Below are 22,018 nucleotides of genomic sequence, written 5' to 3' on the forward strand. Positions count from 1 at the left end.
GCTTGACCAAAGGCAAAACTAGTTATGTATTGGCTAGCAAAATAAACAAAACTTGTCGGAAAATTTTTATCCATTTCCTAGCATATCAACTATAAAGAAAAACGGCAACTATGGAAGTATGCCGTTTTTCGATGTAAGCGATAACACTTAAAAAGTTTTAATATTCAGTTAGATGGCCCTTGTTCAACAGACTGTTTAGGCATATTTTTTCGGACAGCCTCTCTAATTTCATCGATATCAAATGGCTTAGCAAAATGCGTAATGGCACCTAGGTCCTTTGATTCTTGGATCATATCCAATTCTCCGTAAGCTGTCATAATGATAACCTGGATATCAGAATTGATTGCTTTTAGTCTTTTTAAAATTTCAATTCCATCCATACCGGGGATCTTCATGTCCAACAATACTAAGTCCGGTGAATGCTTTTCAACGATATCGAGTGCCTGGTATCCGTTTGCTGCCTGAAACGTTTGATAGCCCTCTTTCTGGAATACCTCATTAAGCAGTATCCGTATTCCATACTGGTCATCTACAATCAGTAATTTTTGCCCCACCTTTACACCCCATTCTCTAAAAAATAATCAATCCGTTTCCATCCACCCACCTAATTCTACTATAATAGTCTTATTTCCTGCTTTTTCGACTGAAATATTTTTAAAAATGGTAAATTTGTTCCTAAAGGTGGAAAATTCTAGAGGATGATTTGGAGGAAAAAGGACATAATTCGCAAGAGGAGTGTGACAGAGGCATGTTAAAAATATTTACAACCCAGCTACAAGGTATTTTTCAAAAAATTGCCGGTGATGCGGAATTTGCTTTAGAGGATGGTGCTCGCTTATTAGCCCAAGCGGCTGTGGGAGAAGGGCATATTTATGTTTTCGGAGCTGGAGAAATGAAAGCGGTCGAGGCGGAAGCGGTCGAGGGAGCGGAACCACTAGGGAAAGTTCGCCTACTTTCCGAGTTAAACAGTTATCACGACCTGCTTGATACCGACCGCGCCTTGATTATTAGCCGCTTTTCGACGGATGAGGAAGCGGTGAATACGGCAAAAGCCTTACGTGAGCTTGGAGTGGAGATAGTTGGAATGTCAACTGTGATGGAGGGTGCGGAAACACTCGATAAGCTAGTTGATGTACATATCGATTTAAAGCTGAAAAAACCGTTAATCCCCGGCGATGATGGTGAGCGGTTTGGCTTCCCTAGCAGTATGGTCGCTTTGTATGCCTATTTTGGCTTGGCGTTTACATTGCGGGAGATGTTGGAGGAAGTGGAGGATTGAGGTTGCTGGTTGGAACCTGGTTTGATGTCAAATATGAGGTTTGGCATCAACTCGGGGGTTTTTGGCACGAACTCGAGGTGTTTTGGCACGAACTCGGGTCATTTCCGCACGAACTCCCCTCATTTTGGCACGAACTTTTTAAAACGGAGAGCGGAAACGATATTTTTCCCCATAAAATACCTAAATTCCACCATCATTTTACCTAACATCAACAAAAATAAGAAAAGCGTGCTGACCTTTATTGGCCAGCACGCCTTTTTTTATTCAAAAGCAGCGAACTTTGCTGCCGAACTCGCTTTTTTTCCAAAATGCAGCGGGTTTTGCTGCTGAGCACAATAGTCTCTTTCAAAAACAGAGACGCATTGCACCCGAGCTTACCTAGAATCTAAAAGTTACGCCATAACCTCAGCATTTTTTAACGATGCTGCCACAAAGTCGCGGAATAGCGGTTGTGGGCGGTTTGGTCTTGATGTGAATTCTGGGTGGAACTGAGATGCTAGGAACCATGGGTGATCCTTGATTTCAATTACTTCCACTAAGCGGCCATCCGGGCTTGTACCAGAGAAGATGAAGCCGTGTTCTTCCATTTGCTGACGATATTGGTTGTTGAACTCATAGCGATGACGGTGACGCTCGTATACCACTTCGTCCGCGTACGCTTTTTGGGCAAGAGAATCGTCGATCAGCTTGCAAGGGTAGAGTCCTAAACGCAACGTTCCGCCGAGGTCTTCGATGTCTTTTTGCTCAGGAAGTAGATCAATTACTGGATATGGCGTGCCTGGATTTAATTCTGCAGAGTGCGCTCCCTCAAAGCCTAGTACGTTACGGGCAAACTCAACAGAAGCTAGCTGCATGCCTAGGCAGATACCGAAGAATGGTACTTTGTTGACACGCGCATAACGAATCGCTTCGATTTTCCCTTCTACTCCGCGATCACCAAAGCCACCAGGAACGAGGATTCCGTCTGCATCGGAAAGAAGCTCGTCCACGTTATCCGCTGTTACTTCCTCCGAGTTGATCCAGTTAATTTTCACATCTGCATCAAACTCATAACCAGCATGGCGAAGTGCTTCTGCTACAGAAAGATACGCATCCTGAAGCTCCACATATTTACCAACAAGGGCAATCGTTGTTTTCTTGGAAAGGTTTTTCACCTTGTCCACAAGCTTTGTCCATTCGGTCATGTCTGCAGCTGCTTTTGTATTAAGCTTTAAGTGATCCACAACGATGTTATCCATGTCTTGTGCTTGGTAAGCAAGTGGAACCTCATAAAGTGTGTCAGCATCAATGGATTCAATTACTGCTTTTTCATCAATATCACAGAAAAGCGCAATTTTGTCCTTCATATCTTGGGAGATTGGCATTTCCGAACGTAAAACGATAATGTTTGGCTGAATACCTAGTCCGCGAAGCTCTTTTACGCTATGCTGTGTTGGCTTTGTTTTAAGCTCCCCTGCTACACGGATGTATGGTACAAGGGTACAGTGAATGTACATGACGTTATCACGGCCGATATCGCTCTTAATTTGACGGATTGCTTCTAAGTACGGAAGTGATTCGATGTCCCCTACTGTTCCGCCAATTTCTGTGATAACTACATCGGCATTTGTTTCGCGGCCTGCACGGAAAACACGCTCTTTGATTTCGTTCGTGATGTGTGGGATAACCTGAACCGTTCCACCAAGGTAGTCACCACGGCGTTCTTTTTTCAAGACTGTGGAGTAAATTTTCCCTGTTGTAACGTTGGAATATTTGTTTAGATTGATATCAATGAAACGCTCGTAATGGCCAAGGTCTAAGTCCGTTTCTGCGCCATCATCTGTAACGAAAACTTCCCCATGCTGGTATGGACTCATCGTACCTGGGTCCACGTTGATGTATGGATCGAATTTTTGAATCGTTACATTTAATCCGCGATTCTTTAATAATCTTCCTAAAGATGCTGCCGTGATTCCTTTACCTAAAGATGACACAACGCCACCTGTTACAAAAATATACTTTGTCATGCTGTCTCCCCCTCGAAAAATAATGTATTTTAAAAAAAGTAGTTGATATGGTATGAGAGGCATTCACCTTTTTTTATCATTAGTCAAAAACCAGAAATTCATGAAGGAAAATAATGAAGCTGGCCTTTTTTTGAAGGCACAGCATCCATTCGGTTATTCACTAAAAAATAAAAAACGCCCCACTTACCACTGTTTTAGCAGTAAGGGGAGCGTGTATATAATCCGTTCATTATACGTGTCCTATTTTAAGGAGCCCAAAAAAGATTCTACCGAGTTGCAGGCAAAAAGTCAAGGACAAAAAAACACTCTACTCATCAGGTACGAACCTGAAAAATAGAGTGCTTTGCTTTGTTCTCTATGATTAGAGTTTTTCTTCCTCATCTTCATCGCTGGACTCTTCGTCTTCGTCATCGATGTCGTCGTACTCTTCTTCGTCTTCGATTAAATCGTCCTCGAAGTCTTCGTCATCATCGCTGTCATCTTCGTCCACATCGGCTTCTTCTTCTTCCACTTCGTCATCCTCTTCGTAATCGTCAAGGTCGTCGAATTCCAACTCTTCTTCATCAAGGTCTTCGAAGTCCTCGTCCAAGTCATCCTCGTCCGCCTTCTTCGCCTTCTTCTTCTTGCTTTTTACTTGAGGAGTTGTTTCCTCTTCAATTTGATCATAAGGATACCATGCACGAAGTCCCCATTGGTTTTCTCCAACACAAATGAAACGGCCGTCAATATTCAGGTCAGTGTAGAATTGAGAGAGCTTGCCTTTAAGGTCTTCATCTGTAAAACCTGTCAGATCTTTGATCTCCGCTACTAATTCTGAAAAAGTGACTGATTGCTTTTTTTCATAAAAAATTGCTGTAGCAATCTCGATCAATGACATTTCTTTCAACTCTTCTGATGTTAGATTCTTTAATGCCAATGTCTGCACATCCTTTCTATGTATATATAAAGTCAATTAATAATGTATTCCTAGAAAAATCCATACCATTCATTATAAACAAATTCTTATTGTTTAATCCAGCATAATTTGTTCTTTTCCATGAAAATATGAAAAAAGGGAGATATGGCATCTCCCTAGGGTAAAATGACGCTGATGATTTCCGCAAATGGCTGCGCGTCCGCGGGGCGGTCCGTGAGCCTCCTCGGGCTTTCGCCCTGCAGGGTCTCACGAGACGCGCTATTTCCCGCTGGAGTCTTCGCCATTTGCTCCAATCATCAGCTGGTTACTGCAAAACATGAATTGCAGAATTTATTTCTTAATGAATTTATCTAAGTTTACATATTCCGTCTAAACTGCCCGCCGACTTGGTAGAGGGCGGTGGTGATTTGACCTAGGCTGGCGACTTTGACGGTTTCCATGAGTTCTTCGAAGATGTTGCCACCGCTAATTGCCACTTGTTGAAGGCGTTCTAAGGCTTCCTCAACATTATCTGAATTGCGCTCTTTGAAGGCAGTCAGATTGTGAATTTGCGTTTGTTTTTCCTCTTCTGTTGAACGTGCTAGCTCAATGTCGTTCAATTCGTCCTCACTTGGCGGATTTGGGTTTTTGTAGGTGTTCACGCCGATAATTGGCAGCTCACCTGTATGCTTTTTCATTTCGTAGTACATCGATTCGTCTTGAATTTTTCCGCGTTGGTACTGCGTTTCCATCGCGCCAAGGACACCGCCGCGGTCGTTCAGGCGTTCAAACTCCTGTAGCACCATTTCTTCCACTAGGTCGGTTAGCTCTTCCACAATAAAGGAGCCTTGAAGTGGGTTCTCGTTTTTCGCTAAGCCGTGTTCTTTTGTAATAATCATTTGAATGGCCATTGCGCGACGCACGGATTCTTCTGTTGGCGTGGTAATAGCCTCGTCATATGCATTGGTGTGCAACGAGTTACAATTATCCTGCAGCGCCATTAATGCTTGTAGTGTTGTGCGGATATCGTTAAAGTCGATTTCCTGTGCATGCAAGGAGCGACCGGAAGTTTGGATATGGTACTTTAGCTTTTGGCTGCGCTCGTTCGCCTTGTATTTATTTTTCATGACAGTAGACCAGATGCGGCGTGCGACACGGCCGATTACCGTGTATTCTGGGTCCAGTCCGTTACTGAAGAAGAACGATAGATTTGGTGCAAAATCATCGATGTTCATGCCGCGGCTCAAGTAGTACTCCACATACGTGAAGCCATTTGCTAACGTAAAGGCCAATTGCGTGATTGGATTTGCGCCTGCTTCTGCGATATGGTATCCAGAAATGGACACAGAGTAGTAATTTCGTACCTTTTTATCGATAAAATACTGCTGAATATCCCCCATCACACGCAGTGCAAATTCTGTGGAGAAGATGCAGGTGTTCTGGCCTTGGTCTTCTTTTAGAATATCTGCCTGCACCGTACCGCGAACGGTTTGCAACGTTACTGCTTTCACTTCTGCATATTCTTCTACTGTCAGGATGCGACCAAGCTCTTCCTCGCGCTTTTGTACCTGTTGGTCGATAGCAGTGTTCATGAACATGGCCAGGATAACTGGTGCTGGTCCGTTGATCGTCATGGAAACAGAGGTGCTTGGAGCGCACAGGTCAAAGCCTGCGTACAGCTTTTTCATGTCATCTAACGTACAAATGCTCACGCCGCTGTTACCCACTTTTCCATAGATGTCTGGACGTTCTGCTGGATCTTCCCCGTATAGGGTAACAGAGTCAAAGGCCGTACTTAAGCGCTTCGCATCGTCATCCTTACTTAAATAATGGAAGCGGCGGTTCGTACGTTCTGGTGTTCCTTCGCCGGCAAATTGGCGCTTTGGATCCTCTCCTTCCCGCTTGAACGGGAACACACCTGCTGTATAAGGAAATTCGCCTGGTACATTTTCGCGATACACCCATTTCAGGATTTCCCCGTAATCCACATACTTTGGAAGCACAACCTTTGGAATCGCAAGGCCAGATAAGCTTTTTGTCGTTAGCTTGGTGATGATTTCCTTGTCTCGAATTTTAGTCACAAACTGATCGCCAGAATACTTCTCTTTTTTCTCTTCCCAGCCTGCTAAAATTTTGCGAGATTCGCTTGTTAATTTTTCTTCGTACTCACGGCGCAGCTCTGCAAGGGACGCCACAAGCTCTTCGTTTCCGACACTACCAGCAGCTTCCATCGCACCATCGAGCTGGAACAATTTGCGGGCAAGCTCGACCTGCTCCCCTGCCATACGGTGATAGCTACGGACGGTATCGCTGATTTCACGTAAATAATAACGGCGGTCGTTTGGAATGATGACGTTTTGTTTTTCCACGTCTTTTGATACTGGCAGGCTGGAGCTGTAGTTAGAGCCTGTTTTTTCGTTCATTAGATTTAAAAGTGCGGCAAATAGGGTGTTCGTGCCAAGGTCGTTAAATTGGCTGGCAATCGTACCATACACCGGCATCTCATCAAGCTCTTGGTCCCAAAGCAAGCGGCTGCGCTGGTATTGCTTTTGCACTTGACGCTTCGCATCCTCAGAGCCCTTGCGCTCAAACTTGTTGATGACAATAAGGTCTGCATAATCAATCATGTCAATTTTTTCGAGCTGTGATGGTGCCCCAAATTCGCTCGTCATCACATACATGGAGATGTCACAAATCTCGGTAATGCCTGCATCCCCCTGCCCGATTCCGCTCGTCTCAACAATGATTAAGTCAAAGCCAGCCGCTTTTGTCACAGCGATGGCATCGGTAATGGCTAAGGAAAGCTCTGATCTAGAGCCACGGGTTGCCAAGGAACGCATGTATACGCGTGGATTAAAGATGGCGTTCATGCGAATTCGGTCACCAAGCAAGGCCCCGCCAGTTTTTTGCTTCGTTGGGTCAATAGAGAGAATCGCTACTTTTTTATCCGGTACTTCGTTGATGAAACGGCGAATCAATTCGTCTGTTAGCGAGCTTTTCCCCGCTCCACCTGTACCGGTAATCCCTAGCACGGGTACCGTTTTTTGTTTTTCTTTTACCTTCGCAAGGGCAGTTTGAGCCGCCGCTGCGACTTCCTCATTCGGTGTCGCCTGAAGCTCGGCAAGGGAAATCAGCTTAGCAATTGCCTGATGATTGTCGGCCTCTAAGCGTTCTACTTCATCTCCAAGCGATTTGACCGTAACAAAATCACATTCCTTCAGCATCGAGTTAATCATGCCTTGCAGTCCGTGCTCTCTGCCATCCTCTGGCGAAAAGATGCGTGCAATTCCGTAAGCATGTAGTTCTTTTATTTCACTAGGAATGATCACTCCTCCACCGCCGCCGTAAATGCGGATATGGGAAGCACCTTTTTCCTTTAGCAAATCGTACATGTATTTAAAGTATTCGACGTGTCCGCCCTGATAGGAGGAAATCGCAATCCCCTGGACATCCTCTTGAATTGCTGCGTTCACAATCTCTTCTACAGAACGGTTATGGCCGAGGTGAATGACCTCTGCTCCACTTGCCTGTATGATGCGACGCATGATGTTAATGGAGGCGTCATGCCCGTCAAAAAGACTTGAAGCTGTCACAAAACGAATATGGTTAGTTGGACGATAAACTTCCATGTTTCACACTCTCCCCCTTTGTAATTCCGTGCAATAATAAGTCAATTTGGCCTTCAATATACGTTTCTAACCCGAATTGCTTGTGGAGCACCCAGCGTCGGAAGCCCCACATTTGGCCTTGAACGAAAATATTATGAGCCGTAAGCTGAATTTCCTGTTCCTCCATGTTGATGCCTTCTGCGGTGATGCAATTGCGGATCACCTGCTCGAACATCGCCACCATCGCAAGCTCCTTGTTCAACACGTACGGAAGCGCATCCTTTGATAAGGACTTTGCCTCCTGGTACATCACAAGCACCTCATCCTGCATTTCATCCATCACACGGAAATAGTAGCGCATGGCGGACTTCAGGCTCTCAAGGTTGCCGCGCTTCATATCAAGCTCCTGCTGCAGCCGCTCCCCTACCTGATCATAAATTCGGTCACAAACAAGGTAGAGAACGTCTTCTTTTGTGCGAATGTATTCATAAAGCGTGCCAATACTAAAGCCCGCTTCTTTGGCAATTTCTCGTGTAGTCGTGCGGTGAAAGCCTTTTTCTTTAAAAAGACTCACCGCCCCTTTAATCATTTGATCGCGGCGCTTTTCAATCAGCCGCTCGTCTTTAACGGATGCATGTACTTGGCGTTTTTTCATCCTGTTATTCACCTACTTACTTAGTAAGCATTCTAGAGATAACGAGACGTTGGATTTCTTGGGTACCTTCATAGATTTGGGTGATTTTCGCATCCCTCATGTAGCGCTCTACTGGATAATCCTTCGTATAGCCATAGCCACCGAATACTTGAACCGCTTCTGTTGTTACCTTCATCGCCGTGTCTCCTGCTAACAACTTAGACATCGCAGACTCTAAGCCGTAGCTTAAGCCTTCGGACTCTCTCCAAGCAGCTTGATAGGTTAATAATCTAGAAGCTTCAACGGTTGTCGCCATGTCAGCCAGTTTAAAAGAAACACCCTGTTGCGCTGCGATTGGCTTTCCGAACTGAACGCGCTCTTTTGCATAAGCAACAGCCGCATCGAGTGCACCTTGGGCGATCCCTACAGCTTGTGCGGCAATCCCGTTACGTCCACCATCAAGGGTCGTCATCGCTACCTTAAAGCCTTCCCCTTCTGCTCCTAGCATGTTTTCTTTTGGCACACGGCAGTCTTCAAAGATGATTTCCGTTGTTGGTGAGGAACGAATGCCGAGCTTTTGTTCTTTTTTCCCGACGCTAAAGCCTGGGAAGTCCGCTTCGATGATGAATGCGCTCGTGCCTTTGTGCTTGCTGGACGGATCCGTTACTGCAAACACTACATAGATGTCGGCAATGCCGCCGTTGGTGATGAAAATTTTCGAACCGTTTAAAATATAGTGATCGCCATCTAATTTAGCTGTTGTCCGCATGCCGCCCGCATCTGATCCTGAACCTGGCTCCGTTAAGCCATAGCCGCCAATGCTTGTTCCTTGTGCTAGTGGCACCAAATATTTCTGCTTTTGCTCTTCTGTTCCGTATTTATAAATCGGCCAGCTCGCTAGTGAAGTGTGAGCGGATAGAGTTACTCCTGTTGATGCACACACACGGGATAATTCTTCTACCGCGATACAATAGGCAAGGTAGTCACTGCCGATTCCGCCGTACTCTTCTGGAAACGGAATTCCCGTTAAACCTAGGTCCGCCATCTTTTTGAAAATATCCATATCAAAGCGCTCTTCCTCGTCACGCTCAGCTGCTGTTGGCTCGACTTCGTTTTTTGCGAAATCGCGCACCATTTTGCGAATCATTTCATGCTCTTCTGAAAGTTGAAAGTTCATTTTTCGTTCTCCCCTTGGTGGAGGGCTTTGTCAAAGTGCCCTCGTCGTTTATTTTTTAGTTCATTAAATGCTTGCCAATAACAATGCGTTGAATCTCACTTGTACCCTCGTAAATCTCGCACACTTTTGCATCTCGGAAGTAGCGTTCCACCGGATAATCCTTCGTGTAGCCGTAGCCGCCAAACACCTGTACCGCTTCAATGGCCACGTTCATTGCTGTTTGGGAGGCAAAAAGCTTTGCCATTGATGCTTCTTTCCCACACGGCTTGCCAAGCGAGCGCAAATGGGCGGCGCGATACGTTAGGAGTCTCGCACCCTCCACAGAGGTCGCCATGTCTGCCAGTTTAAAAGAAACACCCTGCTGTGCGGCGATTGGTTTGCCGAACTGGACGCGTTCTTTTGCATAAGCGGTTGCCGCTTGTGTTGCCGCCTCGGCTATACCTAGAGATTGAGCAGCAATGCCAATTCGCCCGACATCCAAGTTCGCCATTGCTATTTTAAAGCCTTCCCCTTCTTGGCCAAGTAAGTTTTCTACTGGTACCTTCATATCCTCAAAGGTAAGCTGCAGGGTTTTCGAGCCGTGCAGTCCCATTTTGTGTTCATCTTTTCCGATTACAAAGCCTGGCGTATCCTTTTCCACGATAAAAGCAGATACCCCTTTTGAGCCAAGCTCTGGATTGGTGGATGCGAACACAATATACGTGTCTGCCTCTCCGCCATTGGTGATAAATACCTTTGAGCCATTCACAACATAGTGGTCACCTTGACGAATCGCGCGCGTTTTCAAGCTACCCGCATCCGAACCAGCACTAGGCTCGGTTAAGCAAAACGCTCCGAGATATTCCCCTGTAGCGAGCTTTGTAACATATTTTTGTTTCTGATCTTCGGTACCAAAATAAAGAATGGGGTTCGTACCAACGGATGTATGCACAGATAAGATTACCCCCACTGTCGCACTCACACGGGACAGTTCGTTAATCGCGATAATGTAGGAAGTAAAGTCCATGCCAGAGCCGCCGTACTCTTCCGGTATTGTCATTCCCATTAGGCCTAGGTCGGCCATTTTGCGGAGGATTTCACGAGGAAATTCCCCCTCCTCCATTTTTTCCACAAATGGTGCTATTTCTGTTTCGGCGAAGTCGCGCACCATTTTGCGCACCATTTCCTGCTCTTCCGTAAAACGTAAGTTCATTGCTTTTGACCCCTCTCCTGCTGTCTTTAATGTTGAAGGCTGTTCTCTCAAACTTTGTTGCTCTGCGCTAACGTAATCACATTTGCCGTCGTGCTCTTTTCGTTGAAGGAGAAATTTTTTTCCTAAGAAAAAGTCCTACAGCAGACTTTTTCTTAGGTTTTAGCAACAATCTTCTAGAAAAGAACCTAGTTGGATTATCCTTCGTAGTTATAAAATCCACGGCCGGTTTTCTTTCCGAGCCAGCCTGCTTTTACGTATTTTCTCAGTAATGGGCATGGGCGATATTTGTCGTCGCCAAAGCCTTCATGTAACGTTTCCATGATGTACAAACAAGTATCAAGTCCAATAAAATCAGCGAGTGTTAACGGCCCCATCGGATGATTCATGCCGAGCTTCATTACCTCATCAACCGCTTCCGGCGTAGCAACCCCTTCATACACGGTGTAGATCGCTTCATTGATCATCGGCATTAACACGCGATTGGATACAAAGCCTGGGAAGTCATTGACCTCTACAGGAACTTTGGAAAGCTTTTTTGTCATGTCCTCAATCGCACCGTATACCTCGTCCGCCGTTTGCAAGCCGCGGATGATCTCCACAAGCTTCATCACCGGTACTGGATTCATAAAGTGCATGCCGATAACTTTTTCAGGTCGATTTGTTGCTGCCGCGATTTCTGTGATTGGTAGCGAAGAAGTGTTAGTCGCAAGAATCGCGTGGGCAGGTGCATGCTTATCCAGCTCTGCGAAAATGGTTTTCTTGATATCCATGTTCTCTACTGCTGCTTCAATCACAATGTCCACATGCTTTGCGTCTTCCAACGAAGTCGTTGTTTGCAAGCGAGAAAGAACACCTACTTTTTCCTCTTCGGTCATACGGCCTTTATCAACAGAACGCGTCAAATTTTTTGTGATGCCACCAAGACCACGCTCTAGAAACTCCTCTTTTAAATCGTTCATGTATACGTCATAACCGGCCATCGCACAAACCTGCGCAATACCGGCGCCCATTTGTCCTGCACCAATTACCATTACTTTTTGAATTGTCATCTTCTATCCCTCCTGTGTTTAAACCTGAACTAAGATTGCATCGCCTTGCCCGCCACCTGAGCAGATGGAGGCAATACCAAGTCCGCCACCGCGGCGTTTTAACTCATGAATAAGAGATACGATAATGCGGGCTCCACTCGCACCAATTGGGTGACCAAGTGCTACAGCCCCACCGTTAACGTTCACTTTTTCTAAATCAAGACCAGCAAGGCTAGCAGATGCTAAAGCTACTGCTGCAAATGCTTCGTTTATTTCAAAAAGATCAATTTCTTCAAGTGTTTTACCGGTTTTTTTCAACAGTTCTGTAATGACTAAACCAGGCGTTTTCGGAAAATCCTTTGCTTCCACAGCAATGGAGGCGTGACCAAGAATCGTGGCCATCACTTCTTTCCCTTCCTTCGCCGCACGCTCCTCACTCATTAACACAAGTGCACTTGCACCATCATTTACCCCTGGTGCGTTTCCTGCTGTAATCGTTCCATCATGATCAAAAGCAGGGCGTAAGGAAGCGAGCTTTTCTACGGAGGTATCTTTTCTAGGAGACTCATCGGTTGTCACCACTTCTGGCTCCCCTTTTCGTTGCGGTACTGAAACCGGTACGATTTCGTCTGTAAAATACCCCTTCTCAGCTGCTTCAATTGCACGCTGGTGACTTCTGAATGCCCATGCATCCTGGTCTTCACGGGAGATTTCCATTTCTTTTGCCACACCATTTCCGTACGTACCCATGTGCACACCGGTAAACGTACACGTCAATCCGTCATGTACCATAAGATCTTGAATGGTACTATCCCCCATGCGAAGGCCCCATCTTGCTTTTGGCATCATGTAAGGTGCGTTGCTCATCGATTCCATGCCACCAGCGACAATGACTTCTTCCTCGCCAGAGCGGATCAAAATGTCGCCGAGTGTGACGCTGCGCATGCCAGATGCACACACCTTATTGATGGTTTCTGTGCGAACCTCCCAAGGCAGACCTGCTTTTTGTGCAGCTTGACGGGATGGAAGTTGTCCTTGGCCTCCTTGAAGCACCGTACCCATTAACACTTCCCCCACTTGGTCTCCTGCGACATTTGCTCTTGCTAATGCTTCCTTGATCGCGACTGCTCCAAGGTCTGAGGCGGTGAGTGTGCTTAAACCTCCTGCAAAGCGGCCAATTGGTGTTCGAACTCCACTAACGATGACGGTTTTTCCCATAGTTAACTTCCTCCTTTTATTGTCGTAAACGCTTACAAATTACAAACTGAACGGTCGCTCAGTTTTGGTGAAAAGCATATGGTGCACGTAGAAATCTACGTACACCTTTATGCTGAATCTATTAAACTATTGAATCGATAAACACGGATAAAAACCGCTGTTGATTTCCGCAAAATGGCTGCGCGTCCTGCGGGTCAACCTTGAGCCTCCTCTGCAAAAGGCTTCGCCTGAGGGATCTCAAGACTGTCGCTACGTTCCCGCGGGAGTCTCCGCCATTTTTCTCCCATCAAAAGCTAGATACTGCTCAATTAACTACAATTTTCAATTAGGATACTAATTCCTGCTTTTCCCCAATTACAGAACGCTCTAGAAGCTCTGCTACGTCGTACGTGCCAACCTCTTCTTCAACTTCCTTCGCTTTTGTGCCATCTGAAAGCATCGTTAAGCAGTAAGGACAGCCGGAGCTGATGACGCTTGGTGCAACTTCGAGTGCTTGTTCGGTACGAGCGACGTTTACACGTGTTCCTGTATCCTCTTCCATCCACATGAGTCCTCCACCTGCTCCACAGCACATTCCTGTTTCGCGGCTACGGTTCATTTCGACCACTTTCACGCCTGGAATTGCTTTTAAAATTTCACGCGGTGGCTCGTAAACCTCATTGTATCTACCGAGGTAGCAGGAATCGTGATACGTGATGGTTTCTTTTACTTCGTGAACTGGAGTTAACTTGCCAGTATTCACAAGCTCCGCTAATACTTCAGTATGGTGGAAGACTTCTGCCTCCAATCCAAAGTCTGGGTATTCGTTTTTGAAAATATTATAAGCATGCGGGTCAATAGTAACGATTTTCTTGACTTCGTTCTTCTCGAACTCCGCAATGTTCGCGGTTGCTAGCTCCTGGAATAAAAATTCGTTTCCAAGGCGACGCGGTGTATCTCCAGAGTTCTTCTCCTTGTTCCCAAGAATCGCAAATTTGACGCCAGCTTCATTCATTAATTTTGCAAAAGAAATCGCGATCTTCTGCGAGCGGTTATCAAACGATCCCATGGAGCCTACCCAGAACAGGTACTCGAACTCTTCGCCTGCTTTTTTCATTTCTTTTACCGTCGGAATGCTTACTTCTGGTGCAGCATCGCGCCAGTTTTCACGTTCTTTACGGTTTAGTCCCCAAGGGTTTCCTTGGCGTTCAATGTTGGTCATGGCACGCTGCGCGTCTGGATCCATTTTTCCTTCTGTGAGAACAAGGTAACGGCGAAGGTCGATGATTTTGTCGACATGTTCATTCATTACCGGACATTGGTCCTCACAGTTACGACAGGTCGTACATGCCCAAATTTCTTCCTCTGTGATAACATCGCCAATCAGGCTTGGGCTGTATTCTACAGCTGCAGCACTTTCCTGCGCTCCTTGACCAGCTGCTGCCATTGCAAGCTGATTGCCCTTGGTGTGGTTGAACGCATAGGTTGGTACCCAAGGTGATTTAGAGGTGATTGCTGCCCCTTTGTCTGTTAAGTGATCACGAATTTTAATAATCAAATCCATTGGAGAAAGCATTTTTCCTGTTCCGGTTGCTGGACACATGTTTGTACAGCGACCACACTCCACACAGGCATACATATCGATAAGCTGGTATTGGGTAAAATCCTCCACTTTTCCAACACCAAAACTTTCTTGCGTTTCGTCTTCAAAATCAATTTTTTCCAGCTTCCCTGGGTTGGTTGTGCGATGGAAAAAGACATTCGCTGGTCCAGCAATCAAGTGAGCATGCTTGGACTGCGGTACATAAACAAGGAACGTTAATAGGAATAACAGGTGAATCCACCAGCCTACATAAAATAAGGTAATGGCTGCGGTTTCGTTAATCCAGCTGAACAGGAGCGCAAACAAGGATGCCACTGGCTCACTCCAAGTAAGACCATGATCATGCCAGATAAGCCCCATACCGTTTGAAAATAATACAGAAAGCATTAAGCCTCCAATAAATAATAGGACCAGTCCTGATTTGAAGCCTCGTTTTAAACGGACTAGCTTTTCCACATAACGGCGGTGGAACGCCCAAACTACGGCTATAAGAATCATCAAGGTTACTAGCTCTTGAAAAAACGTAAATGCCGGGTATAAAGGTCCAAGCGGCAGATGCGCATTTGGTGCAAGCCCTTTGATAATAAGGTCAAGTGCTCCGAGCTGGACCATAAGAAAGCCGTAAAAGAACATCACATGGATGATCCCACTTTTCTTGTCCTTTAAAAGCTTTTTCTGGCCAAAAACGTTGACCCATACTTTATCAAGTCGCTCTTTTACTTTGTTGTCGAATTCAACTTTTTTTCCAAGTCGGATGTATTGAATTCTTGTTCTGATTAAGTAAACAAATAATGATAGTGCGTAAGCGGTTACAATTATAGTTAAAATCCAATTGGCTATTAACAGGCCGTTACTCACATCTCTCCACTCCCCTCTTGATCGTGTCCCTTTTTGTTGTTGGCGTTTTAATGACTTAATGAATAGGCAGGTGATTTCCGCAAAATGGCTCTGCGTCCTTCGGGGCGACCATTAGCCTCTTCGGCTTCACTTGTGGCTTCTCAAGATTGTCGCTACATTCCCGCAGGAGTCTCCGCCATTTACTCCAACCACCAGCTGGTTATTCATTACCCAAAATGGGTCCGTGAAACGCCGTAATGTTTGGAAAGAAATTAATTTTCAGAACTTTAGTAATTTACCTTTATCTTATTACTGAATGAGCATTCAGTCAACACATTTCATCAAAAAAAGTGGGCATTTTTGTTCTCCAATTGGGTATAGGTAATTAGCCAGAGGATAAATTGGCCCTGTTTCGCAAAAGCTAGTAAAACGTAAATTGGGAGGGAAAGAAATGGAAGTTGTTATCATCGCTTTGCTAGTAATCGGACTTGTTATTGGTTGGCTGGCACTTGATTTGTATTTAGGAAGAAAAAAGCATTTGAAGGAAGTCCAGCGCCTAAAGTTTCCGAAACGGCAGGGCGAAATCTCTCTCTATGCAGATGGAAACCTACTATACAAGGATCTATTTCAAGATATGCGCGAGGCAAATCACCATATCCATTCCCTCTTTTATATGGTACGAAACGATGATGACAGCCAGGAATTTCTCCATATTTTAAAGGATAAAGCCAGGCAAGGTGTAGAGGTTCGTTTGCTGATGGATTACTTCGGTTCCTTTGATGTAAAAAAGGAGACCATCGAAAATTTAAAAAAGCATAACGTTCAGGTAGAATACTACCATAAGCCTGCGTTTCCTTTCTTTTTTTTCAGCATTAATCAGCGAAATCACCGAAAAATCACGGTTGTGGACGGGAAAATCGGCTATGTTGGTGGATTTAATATTGGAGAAGAGTATTTAGGGAAGGATCCTAAATTCGGAGTATGGCGTGATTATCACCTGCGTTTAGAGGGAGAAGGTGTGCAGGATTTGCAATCACAATTTATTCAAAACTGGGAACAAGGCGGCGACTTCCCTCCTGGGGATTGGGGAAAGGAATATTATCCGGAGCTTCCTGCCGGTTCGATTACTCATAAGCTCGTACCAACAAACGGCGGGCATTTAAGTGATACATTTTTAACCTTGCTGAAGCGTGCAGAAAAATCGATTATCATTTGCACACCGTATTTTATCCCGAGTGACCCATTGTTAGACGAGCTGCTTGCTGCGTTGGCCAGGGGGGTAAAGGTGACCGTTCTCGTTCCTGCAAAGGCAGATCACCCGATTGTGATGGATGCCGCCTTTCCTTACTTCTCTACTATTATGGAAGCCGGCGCAGAGGTTTATCGTTTTTACTTAGGGTTTTATCATGCAAAAGTGTTGGTCATTGACGACCATACGTGCGATGTTGGGACAGCAAATTTTGATAAACGCAGCCTGTTTCTCAACAATGAAATAAATTGCCTTATTTTTGATAAGGAATTTGTTCACAAGACTGTAGAGGAAATCTATAAGGATATTCACAATTCTGAGAAGCTCACACTCGAATTTATCCACAACCGATCATGGGTGGATAAAAGCAAAGAGCTGTTTTCGAAAATCATTGCACCGTTACTGTAAAGGGAGGATTTTTTTTCATGAGAATTCGTGTTGGCTTTGTCTCCCAATCGATGAGCCTTTGGGAGGCATCCCCTGCGAGGGCCCTTACCTTCACCCGCTATCAACAGATGGAGAAAAAGGAAGGCAGGGAAAAGCTACTCGCTGTTACAAAAGAGAATTTACAAAACACGTTGCGAACCATCTATTATTGTATCGCACACGACATAAAGGTTTTCCGACTATCCTCTTCTATCGTCCCGCTTGCTACTCATCCTGAGGTAAAATGGGACTTCGTCACGCCGTTCAAAAAAGAGTTCCAGGAAATCGGCGACTTAATCAAGCGTTATGGCATGCGATCTAGTTTTCATCCGAATCAGTTTACCCTGTTTACGAGTGACAAGCCGCATATTACCGAAAACGCTGTTATTGATATGGTCTATCACTATGAAATGCTAAAAGCGATGGGACTTGAAAAGGAAGGAACCATCAATATTCATGTTGGTGGAGCTTACGGCAATAAAGAGCTTGCGCTGGAACGATTTAAGGAAAATATCAAGCAGCTTCCAGATGAGGTTAGAAAAAGAATGACCTTAGAGAATGATGATAAAACGTATACGACCGAAGAAACGCTAGGAATTTGCGAAGAACTTGGTATTCCACTTGCCTTTGATTATCATCATGAATACGCCAATCCAAGCGCTGTATCCTGGGAAGAGCTTCTACCACGCGTGTATGCAACGTGGAAGGATATCGGAATCATCCCAAAGATCCACATCTCTTCCCCTCTTTCGGAAAAAAAACTACGGCATCACTCCGACTTTGTCGACTTATCCTTTGTGATGGAGTTTCTAAAGGTGGTAGTAGCTCTTGGAGAAGATGTTGATTTTATGGTCGAAGCAAAACGTAAGGATGAAGCAGCCCTTCAGCTCGTAGAAGAAATGGCTAATATCCGCGGAGTGAAGCGTATGAGTGGTGGATCCATCGAGTGGTAAACAAAAGGCGGCCTCTTATCTTGAGAGACCGCCATTTTTATTGGTTGTTTTCGCAAACTTTGTTGCTACTGCGAAATAGTTTGAAACAATTATGCTCTTTTCATAGAAGAAGTTTCTTCGCTTAAAAATTGGAAAAAGGCGTAAGTTCTAGTTAATAGCAACAATCTTTTAGAAAAGAGCCTTTTTCTTTTAGTTGCTTGCAGATTGAAAAACTGGTGCAATCCACATGAATAGCTTGTAGCCAAGGTAGATGCCTACAATCCCGACAATTCCTGAGAATACTGGTGGTGCTGGAATTGGCAGGCGGAATAAAGCAAAAATAAAACCTACTACTAGTCCTGTTACTAAAGCGATTAAGCTTTCTTTCATTATTAAAACTCCTTTGCTGTTGTTCTTATGTTGTTTATTTTGACCAAAAGGAAACTCTCTACTCGTCACTCATAAACTATATCTAGAGAAGGCCTATTTTTGTATTACTAATACCCAATTCTTAAGTTTTCCCATACTGTATCAGTATATCAATTTTTTGGAGATGATATAGTTGGGTTTGTTTAGAGAATATAGTGAAAACAGTCGTTACTCGGACTGCAATTTTAAGAGACGTGAATATGTTTGTCCACCAGGACCTGCAGGACAACCGGGGCCTCCTGGACCACAAGGAATGCCTGGAACATCTGGACCTGCTGGACCCGCTGGACAACCTAGGCCTGCTGGAGCGCAAGGTGCCCAAGGTGATCGAGGACCTCAAGGGGTCGAAGGGCCTCCAGGGGAGCAAGGTCTTCCAGGTGAACAAGGGGAGCCAGGCGAGCCAGGCGAGCCAGGTGAACAAGGGGAGCCAGGCGAGCAAGGGGAACCAGGAGAGCAAGGACCTCCAGGAGAGCAAGGGCCTCCAGGCGAACAAGGGGAGCCAGGCGAGCAAGGGCTAGCTGGATTAAGTGGCACTACTCTATTTTTGGCAACAAATCAACCTATTATCAGTGGTGAATTTTTAGGTTTAGGGACTTCCTCCAGTTCTTTTTCTAGCAATTCCGTTGTTTTCCCTCAAGCTGCTATAATTTCTCAATTAACTTTTAGTATACGGGATTCGGTTTTAACTCCAGGATCTACTGTATTTGCTGAAATTATCATAAGTGATAATTGTGGTTTTGAAATAAGAGAAACAGGCATTATTGCAAGAATAGTAGGACCATCAGACCCAGATGAACCAAATTGTTGCGCGATAGAATTAAGCGACATTCCTGTAGAGCCTTGTACCTTAATATCCGTAAGAGTAACTGTAGACAATACCGAACCCCTTGAGAGTGGAGCCACTGCAGCTATCACTTTCTCCTAGATTCACTTATAAAAGCTCCCTACTCAATGAGGGAGCTTTTCTCTATTACATTTTTTCCGGAGCTGAAACTCCAATTAGGCTTAGTGCATCCTGCAGGGTAATCTGAACGGCTTTCATTAAGCCAAGACGCGCTTTTGATTTTTCGATGTTTTCTGGATCTAACACCTTTTCTGCGTTGTAGAAGCTGTGCAGGGCAGATGCCAAATCAAAGATATAATTCGTCACGCGATGCGGAATGCGCTTTTGCGCAGCTTCTGCTACCGCTGATGGGTAGTCTCCTAGCTTTTTCAAGAGCTCAATTTCTTTTTCAGCAGAGATATGCTCTAGCGAAAAGTCACCCTCTAGGCTAATCCCCTGTTCTTCTCCTTGACGCAGCATGCTGCAAATACGAGCATGCGCATATTGTGCGTAGAATACTGGGTTTTCGTTTGATTGCGACACAGCAAGGTCCATGTCAAAATCAAGATGCGTATCCGCTGAACGCATTGCGAAGAAGTATCGTACAGCATCAAGCCCTACTTCCTCCATCAAATCACGCATCGTAACAGCCTTCCCGGTACGCTTACTCATTTTCACCTTTTCACCATTTTGGAATAGGTGAACAAGCTGGATGATTTCTACTTCTAAAGCATCTTTTCCATACCCTAACGCTTCAATTGCCGCTTTCATCCGTGGAATATAGCCGTGGTGATCTGCTCCCCAGATATTAATAAGCTTGTCATGACTTCGCTTGATTTTGTCCTGATGATAGGCGATATCTGGTGTTAGGTACGTGAACGAGCCGTCATTTTTGATAAGCACACGGTCTTTGTCGTCTCCGAAGGTAGTGGACCGAAACCACGTTGCTCCCTCTTCCTCGTAGATATGTCCTTGTTCCTTCAAGGTTGCCATCGCATCCTCAATTTTCCCGTTGTTGTATAGGGACGTTTCGGAGTACCATACATCAAAACGAACACGGAACTCTTCTAAATCCTGCTGAAGCTTTTTCATTTCGTATTTTAAGCCGTACTCACGGAAATAGCTGCGGCGATTTTCTTCGGTTTCATGCACAAATTTATCACCGAACTCCTCTGCCAGCGCTTGCCCGATTCCGATGATATCCTTCCCATGGTAGCCATCCTCAGGCATTTCTGCATCCTGTCCTAAAGCCTGTAGGTAACGAGCCTCGACGGAAAGCGCAAGGTTGTTAATTTGGTTTCCGGCATCGTTAATATAATATTCACGCGTAACTTTATAACCGGCTTTGTCTAAAACATTACAAAGGGAATCTCCTACTGCTGCCCCACGCGCATGCCCTAGGTGGAGGTCTCCTGTAGGATTAGCCGATACGAACTCGACATTGATTGTTTCCCCGTTTCCAACGTTAGAGCGGCCATAATCGGACCCCGCTTCTAGAATAGTTGGAATCAGTTGCGTTAAGTAAGAATTGTTCATATAAAAATTAATGAAGCCAGGTCCGGCGATATCAATTTTCTCGATAGAAGCCTTGGATTGGTCGAAGTTTTTCACGAGATCGTCTGCAATCATACGCGGTGCTTTTTTTGCCACACGAGCAAGTTGCATCGCCATGTTGGTGGAATAATCCCCATTTGATTTATCTTTTGGCGTCTCAAGCAGCACATCTGGAATTTGTTCCTCTGTTGCCAAACCTGCTTTGATAACAGCTGCCTTTATCTCTGCCTTTAGACGCTCTTGTACCTGTTCGACTATGTTCATTTTGCCTGTTCCTCCTCATAATTAATTGTTATCAAGTATTGACCAGTAATTTCACCTTGAATCTTTAATTTATAATCTAGCTGCAAGGAGCCTCTATTTTTATTCGGATCTTTCATCAAAACCACTTTATTGGTCTCTGTTAAAAATGGAAAGGTTGCCCCCGCACCTTGGAAGGTCCCTTCTGTTGTTTCACCAGTTTTAAATGATTGCGCCATTTTAATGTCCCCTGAGCGCCTCAATCGTACTTCCTGGCTACTGATTTTATAAAAACAGTCAACCTTTTCCTGACCTTCGAGCTCTTCAGCAAACACAATGTATTCTGAATCACCTTTTATGTAAAATTGACCTGTTGTATCAAATGAAACGTGCTGTTTTTCGTTGTTGGCATCAATGATTTCCGATTGGAAGTCCACCTTTATCGGCATTTTCGTATCTTTTTGGTTGTCTGCCATCGAAGGGTCACATCCTTAAGGTGTTTTTTCTATAACCTTATTAGTATAAAACAAAATGAGGGTTGAGTTCAATAGAGGATATTTTCCTTGAGATTGTGAAATTTCACCATCTGGGGGACTAGCGATCGGGGATTGCTCCTCTTGTTGTCTGCATTTACACTCTACAGGGACTAGCTTGCATTGCTGCGATTTCCACGCTTGTTGTCCTCATTCACCCTCTATGGAGACATCCTCTCTTCCGTTTCCTCGTTTGTTGTCCTCATTCACCCTCTATGAGGACATCCTCTCTTCCGTTTCCGCGTTTGTTGTCCTCATTCACCCTCTATGGGGACAACCTCCCTTCCGTTTCCTCGCTTGTTGTCCTCATTCACCCTCTATGAGGACAACCTCTCTTCCGTTTCCTCCTTTGTTGTCCTCATTCACCCTCTATGAG

General features: G+C 44.9%; 17 protein-coding genes. 4 read left to right on the plus strand and 13 right to left on the minus strand.

Annotated elements, in window-relative coordinates; all coding sequences use genetic code 11:
- Nucleotides 1-164: 164 nt before the first annotated feature.
- A complete protein-coding gene (locus FIU87_RS19570; RefSeq protein ID WP_152446134.1) occupies nucleotides 165-554 on the minus strand; it encodes a response regulator in 390 nt (129 codons plus the stop codon).
- Nucleotides 555-748: 194 nt separating this feature from the next.
- Here FIU87_RS19570 and FIU87_RS19575 point away from each other — a divergent pair, with 194 nt between their 5' ends.
- On the plus strand, nucleotides 749-1,279 hold the full coding sequence (locus tag FIU87_RS19575; RefSeq protein WP_152446135.1) for a DUF2529 domain-containing protein: 531 nt from the start codon (nucleotides 749-751) through the stop codon (nucleotides 1,277-1,279).
- A gap of 392 nt (nucleotides 1,280-1,671) precedes the next feature.
- Here the strand turns inward: FIU87_RS19575 and FIU87_RS19580 are convergent, their stop codons facing one another.
- The 9 genes from FIU87_RS19580 to FIU87_RS19620 form a co-directional block, all read right to left on the minus strand.
- Nucleotides 1,672-3,285 (minus strand): CTP synthase, encoded by a 1,614-nt coding sequence (locus tag FIU87_RS19580; protein ID WP_152446136.1) that lies wholly within the window; start codon nucleotides 3,283-3,285, stop codon nucleotides 1,672-1,674.
- 361 nt (nucleotides 3,286-3,646) lie between these two features.
- Nucleotides 3,647-4,201 (minus strand): DNA-directed RNA polymerase subunit delta, encoded by a 555-nt coding sequence (gene rpoE / locus FIU87_RS19585; protein ID WP_301538643.1) that lies wholly within the window; start codon nucleotides 4,199-4,201, stop codon nucleotides 3,647-3,649.
- A gap of 356 nt (nucleotides 4,202-4,557) precedes the next feature.
- Entirely contained in the window at nucleotides 4,558-7,809 is a 3,252-nt protein-coding gene (gene icmF / locus FIU87_RS19590; protein WP_152446137.1) for a fused isobutyryl-CoA mutase/GTPase IcmF, read from the minus strand.
- The gene (locus FIU87_RS19595; RefSeq protein ID WP_152446138.1) at nucleotides 7,787-8,443 is read right to left on the minus strand and encodes a TetR/AcrR family transcriptional regulator; all 657 of its coding nucleotides are present in this window, start codon (nucleotides 8,441-8,443) and stop codon (nucleotides 7,787-7,789) included. The genes icmF and FIU87_RS19595 overlap by 23 nt, the downstream gene beginning before the upstream one ends.
- Before the next feature lie 16 nt (nucleotides 8,444-8,459).
- Nucleotides 8,460-9,599 (minus strand): acyl-CoA dehydrogenase, encoded by a 1,140-nt coding sequence (locus FIU87_RS19600; RefSeq protein WP_152446139.1) that lies wholly within the window; start codon nucleotides 9,597-9,599, stop codon nucleotides 8,460-8,462.
- A gap of 55 nt (nucleotides 9,600-9,654) precedes the next feature.
- Nucleotides 9,655-10,791, minus strand: a complete 1,137-nt coding sequence (locus tag FIU87_RS19605) for an acyl-CoA dehydrogenase (RefSeq protein WP_152446140.1) — start codon at nucleotides 10,789-10,791, stop codon at nucleotides 9,655-9,657.
- Between the two features lie 194 nt (nucleotides 10,792-10,985).
- Nucleotides 10,986-11,840: a 3-hydroxybutyryl-CoA dehydrogenase gene (locus FIU87_RS19610; protein WP_152446141.1), complete on the minus strand. Its 855-nt coding sequence runs from the start codon at nucleotides 11,838-11,840 to the stop codon at nucleotides 10,986-10,988.
- An 18-nt stretch (nucleotides 11,841-11,858) separates the two neighbouring features.
- On the minus strand, nucleotides 11,859-13,037 hold the full coding sequence (locus tag FIU87_RS19615; protein WP_152446142.1) for an acetyl-CoA C-acetyltransferase: 1,179 nt from the start codon (nucleotides 13,035-13,037) through the stop codon (nucleotides 11,859-11,861).
- 325 nt (nucleotides 13,038-13,362) lie between these two features.
- Nucleotides 13,363-15,477 (minus strand): (Fe-S)-binding protein, encoded by a 2,115-nt coding sequence (locus tag FIU87_RS19620; RefSeq protein WP_152446143.1) that lies wholly within the window; start codon nucleotides 15,475-15,477, stop codon nucleotides 13,363-13,365.
- 430 nt (nucleotides 15,478-15,907) lie between these two features.
- Here FIU87_RS19620 and cls point away from each other — a divergent pair, with 430 nt between their 5' ends.
- Nucleotides 15,908-17,113 (plus strand): cardiolipin synthase, encoded by a 1,206-nt coding sequence (cls, locus tag FIU87_RS19625; protein ID WP_172971130.1) that lies wholly within the window; start codon nucleotides 15,908-15,910, stop codon nucleotides 17,111-17,113.
- A gap of 17 nt (nucleotides 17,114-17,130) precedes the next feature.
- Entirely contained in the window at nucleotides 17,131-18,084 is a 954-nt protein-coding gene (gene uvsE, locus FIU87_RS19630; RefSeq protein WP_152446144.1) for a UV DNA damage repair endonuclease UvsE, read from the plus strand.
- Between the two features lie 189 nt (nucleotides 18,085-18,273).
- Here uvsE and FIU87_RS19635 read toward each other — a convergent pair whose 3' ends face one another.
- Complete coding sequence (locus tag FIU87_RS19635) at nucleotides 18,274-18,453, minus strand: XapX domain-containing protein (RefSeq protein WP_152446145.1); 180 nt, start codon at nucleotides 18,451-18,453, stop codon at nucleotides 18,274-18,276.
- 172 nt (nucleotides 18,454-18,625) lie between these two features.
- On the opposite strand from FIU87_RS19635, the gene FIU87_RS19640 reads away from it, so the two are divergent.
- Nucleotides 18,626-19,417 (plus strand): collagen-like protein, encoded by a 792-nt coding sequence (locus tag FIU87_RS19640; RefSeq protein WP_216647514.1) that lies wholly within the window; start codon nucleotides 18,626-18,628, stop codon nucleotides 19,415-19,417.
- 45 nt (nucleotides 19,418-19,462) lie between these two features.
- Here the strand turns inward: FIU87_RS19640 and argS are convergent, their stop codons facing one another.
- Nucleotides 19,463-21,133 (minus strand): arginine--tRNA ligase, encoded by a 1,671-nt coding sequence (gene argS / locus FIU87_RS19645; protein ID WP_152446146.1) that lies wholly within the window; start codon nucleotides 21,131-21,133, stop codon nucleotides 19,463-19,465.
- Nucleotides 21,130-21,585 carry a YwiB family protein gene (locus FIU87_RS19650; RefSeq protein ID WP_152446147.1) on the minus strand — a complete coding sequence of 152 codons (456 nt, stop codon included), beginning with the start codon at nucleotides 21,583-21,585 and terminating at the stop codon, nucleotides 21,130-21,132. The genes argS and FIU87_RS19650 overlap by 4 nt, the downstream gene beginning before the upstream one ends.
- Between the last annotated feature and the right edge of the window lie 433 nt (nucleotides 21,586-22,018).

The sequence above is a fragment of the Bacillus sp. THAF10 genome (assembly GCF_009363695.1).
Taxonomy (GTDB): domain Bacteria; phylum Bacillota; class Bacilli; order Bacillales; family Bacillaceae_I; genus Sutcliffiella_A.